This is a genomic window from Streptomyces sp. NPDC059456, from assembly GCF_042750055.1.
Taxonomy (GTDB): domain Bacteria; phylum Actinomycetota; class Actinomycetes; order Streptomycetales; family Streptomycetaceae; genus Streptomyces.
The window spans coordinates 1-3,690 of record NZ_JBHYVA010000787.1; the positions used below are offsets into that span (position 1 = coordinate 1).

Here is a 3,690-nt window from a genome sequence, read left to right on the forward strand (position 1 = left end):
CCTAGCAAGGAGGCCGACATGGCCAGTGACGCCGCACGATCCACATCGGCTCACAGCGGTCCGAGCCCGACGCACGGGCCCGTTTCCGGAACCACCGCCTTCGCGGCAGCGCTGATGATCTTCGGTGGCGCGATGGCGATCTTCGAGGGCATTGCGGCCATCGCCAAGGACGACCTGTTCTTCACGACGCGCCACTACGTGTTCGAGTTCAACCTGACCGGCTGGGGCTGGATCCACCTCATCGTGGGCATCCTCATCGTCCTCGCCGGCTTCGCCGTGCTCAGCGGAGCCCTGTGGGCGCGCTTCTTCGGCGTCTTCGTCGCAGGACTCGGCGCCCTCGCCAACTTCCTTTCGATCCCGTACTACCCCCTCTGGGCCACGGTGCTGGTCGCCGTCAACATCTTCATCATCTGGGCGCTGTGCACGGGCATGCACCGGGAACCCGACCACGGCCGGGTCGCATGACCCGCGGCGCGGCGGGTCAGCCCGGCGGCAGGGCCCGTTTCAGCTGCGCGTGCAGTTCCCCGGCGAGCTCCCCGTCGGACGGCGGCTTGTCCTCTTGGAGCCGCGCCAGTTGTGCGGTGAACGTCTGGCTGAAGGCGCCGTAGAAGGGGGTGCGCGGCCGTTGGACGGCGTTCTCCAGGGCGGGGAGCAGGGTGCCGCGGGCGTAGGCGGGACGGCCTGAGGGGTCCCGCGGCATCCGGTCCGTGCGCTCGCCCGACGGGGCGGCACCGGCCTGACCGGGCGGCTTCGCCGCTGTACAGGTCACGTTGTTGTCCTCGTACGCGGAGAGCCGCGTGGCGGCGAAACCCGCGTCGAGCAGGCAGCGTTCGTTCTCCCTGCTGGTCAGGAACTCGATGAGGTCGCGGGCGGCGCCGGTGTGCTGCGAACCCCGGGCGAGGGCCAGGTTCTGCCCGCCCAGTACCGCTTTGCCCGGGAGCGGGGCCACGCCGAGCTGCTCCGGCAACAGGGACTGGTGGAGCGTGCGGTACGCGTACGGCCAGTGGCGCACGAAGCCGGTGCGGCCGCCCGCGAAGTCGGTCAGCGTGTCCGCCTCGTCGGAGTGGACGGCGTCCGGCAGGGTGTAGGCGGCCTGGGTGCGGTTGCGCAGTTCGTCCAGACCCGCCTTCAGATCCTCCACGGAGCCGGTGTAGCGGCCGTCCTCGCCGGTGAGGGCGAACTTCCCGTCGGCGGCGGAGGCGAAGGCCTCGATGCCGTTCACGGTGAGGCCTTCGTACGATGCGTCGAGCTGCGCGGTCCAGCCCTTCTCGTACCTGCCGGGCAGCTTCCTGCCCGCGGCGTCGAGGGCTTCGATCAGGTGCCGGACGGTGGGCCAGCCCGTGTCCTTGCCGAGGTCCGGGTTCGTGACGCCGGCGGCCGTGAGGTAGTCGCGGCGGTAGAAGAGCAAGCCGACATCGCTGTTGAAGGGGACGGCGTACAGCCGGTCCCCCCAGCGGGCGGTCGCTGCCACGGACGGGATGACGTCGGAGTCGACGAGCCGGGCGGGGAGCTGCTGGACGAGCCCCGCGGCGGCGAACTCCGGGACCCAGGTGACGTCGAGGTTGACCACGTCGTACTCGGCGCTGCCGGACTGCAGCGCACCCAGCAGCTGGCTGCGCTGCTGGTCCGCCGACCCGGGCAGCTCGACCAGGCGGGCGTGGTTGCCGGAGCCCTTGTTCTTCTGCCGGTTGTTCCACTCGTCGATGAGCTGCTGGCGGATGCCGCCCTTGCCGGTCACGTCCCGGCCGCTGGCCAGCACGATCTCGCCGGGGACGTCGAGGGCGGCCGAGGCGCCGGACGGGCCGCCGGGTCCGTCCGTCCCGCCCGGACCGCCGGCGCCACCGGAGTCGCATCCCGTCGCGAACAGCAGGGCCAGGAGCAGCGCGGACGCGCGGAGCCGTACCCGGCGGCCGGGAACGCGGGGGCGTCCTGGACCGTGCCTCATCCTCACTCCCCCGTTCCGGTCCTGGCGACCTCGTCCCGCAGGCGGGCGACGAGATCGCTCTTGGTGTCCAGGCAGCGGCCGCCACTCGCCTCGGAGAGGGCCGCGTCGGGTTTGCCCTTGTCGCAGCCGCCGCCGTCCAGGGAGGCCATGACCACCGGGGTCTTCTTCAGCAGCGGCGATCCGAGGAGCTCGCCGAGCCGGTTGCCCTCGGTCAGCCGGCCGTTGTCCTCGTCGTCCGTGATGTAGACGATCAGTTGCGGCCGGTGGTCGTCGGTGCCGCGCTGCCCCATGAACTCCAGGGCCGCGGCCAGTGCCCGGTAGGGGTCGGCTTCCAGGTCCTTGACCTGGGCGGAAGCGGCGATGGCCGCCTGGGCCTCCTTGCGCGGGTGCTTCCCGAAGGAGAGCACCTCCCCGTACGCACGGGGGCTGCCGGGCTCGGAGGCGACGCCCCAGACCCCGTATTCGTCCTGGTCACCGAGGCCGGCGAGGGACTGGCCGATGATGCCGGGCGCGCCGCCCGGGCCCTCCCACAGACTGCCCATGGAGCCCGAAGAGTCGAGGAGGAAGAGCACCCGGCCCGGGCCGTTGGCGTCCCGGTAGCCCTTGAGCGCCCTGGTCATCTCGGAGGGGACCGCGGTGGAGGTGAGCGGGCCGGGGTCGTCCAGGGCCCCGAAGTCGCCGGTGCCGAGGAGCCGGTGGCCGCCCGTGGCGCTCCGGAAGCCGTCCTGCCCGAAGACGGCGGGGCCGCCGGGTGCCGCGGATGCCGGCGCGGACGCGTTCTTCCCGGCCGCGTCCTTGCCGGTCAGCCACGTACGGAAGCCCTGCACGGCGGCGTCCCGCTCGGTCCGGTCGCGGTCGGCGGGCAGCCAGCGCACGCGTACGAACGTCGGGGTGAGACCGGGGACGTCTACGGGGTACTCGGCGATCCGCCGCGCCCGCGTCGTGCTGTCGCAGCCCACGGCGGTCTTGAGCAGGAACTCCGGCAGCAGGGCGGTGGTGCGCTCGTCCGCGGCGTCGTCGTCGGGCAGGGTGCACAGCAGGTCCGCGCCGGTGCGTGCGGGCGGTCCCGCCTGGGCCACCTCGTGTTCGGCGCCGGCCGGGTCCGGCGCTCCTGCCCCGTACAGGCCCATCGTCGCGAGCAAGCCCGCGTCGGTGTTCTCCGGGTCGGTGCGCCGTACCTCGGCGCTCGTCTCGCGCTTCCTGAGCGCCCGCATCAGCGCGGCGAGGGTCCCCACCCGGTCGTCCGGCTGCGCCCCCGGCTTCTGCGGTACGGCGAGCACGACCGGGGAGTACGCGAACGGTTCGGGATCGGCCTCCAGCGTGGCGTAGGCCCGCTCGGCGGGGGCGGGGCGGGCCCGGTTCACGCTCGCGAACGAGGCCGGGATCCAGATGTCCGGCTGGGGGCCGATGTCGCGCTGCGGGTTGTCGTCGTCGCCCGCCGGCCGCTGCCACGGGTCGGACCGGTGCTGGAACGCGGTGGCGGTGGCCGCGGCTCCGGCGCTGTAGACGGTGATGCCGCTGCGCCGGCACCCGTTTCCCGTCCGGTTCGCGTTCGACGCGAGGTACGCGTCCGCCGCCTTGCGCAGGGTGGGTTCGAGGTCGGGGTCGGTGAGCAGCCGGAGTTCGAGCGGGGGCCTGCAGGTGGCCCGGTCCCCCTCGTCGAGGACGGTGAGGCCGGTGACGACGATGCCGGCGAGCGCCACGGGCACGCCGAGGGCGACCGCGAGCCTGCGGCCGGTGAGGGG

At 73.1% G+C, this 3,690-nt stretch carries 3 protein-coding genes; 1 reads left to right on the forward strand and 2 read right to left on the reverse strand.

The window, feature by feature from the left end; genetic code table 11:
* Nucleotides 1–18: 18 nt before the first annotated feature.
* The gene (locus tag ACFXA3_RS38440) at nt 19–465 is read left to right on the forward strand and encodes a hypothetical protein (RefSeq protein WP_385195313.1); all 447 of its coding nucleotides are present in this window, start codon (nt 19–21) and stop codon (nt 463–465) included.
* A 16-nt stretch (nt 466–481) separates the two neighbouring features.
* Here ACFXA3_RS38440 and ACFXA3_RS38445 read toward each other — a convergent pair whose 3' ends face one another.
* Together ACFXA3_RS38445 and ACFXA3_RS38450 are read right to left on the reverse strand one after the other, a co-directional pair.
* Nucleotides 482–1,945 carry an extracellular solute-binding protein gene (locus tag ACFXA3_RS38445; protein WP_385195307.1) on the reverse strand — a complete coding sequence of 488 codons (1,464 nt, stop codon included), beginning with the start codon at nt 1,943–1,945 and terminating at the stop codon, nt 482–484.
* Nucleotides 1,946–1,947: 2 nt separating this feature from the next.
* On the reverse strand, nt 1,948–3,690 hold a 1,743-nt coding region (locus tag ACFXA3_RS38450), incomplete at its 5' end, for a substrate-binding domain-containing protein (protein ID WP_385195310.1).

Excerpts from the sequence above, each read along its gene's own strand:
- ACFXA3_RS38445 (WP_385195307.1), bottom strand. The coding sequence starts at position 1,945 with ATGAGGCACGGTCCAGGACGCCCCCGCGTTCCCGGCCGCCGGGTACGG.
- ACFXA3_RS38440 (WP_385195313.1), top strand. The coding sequence starts at position 19 with ATGGCCAGTGACGCCGCACGATCCACATCGGCTCACAGCGGTCCGAGC.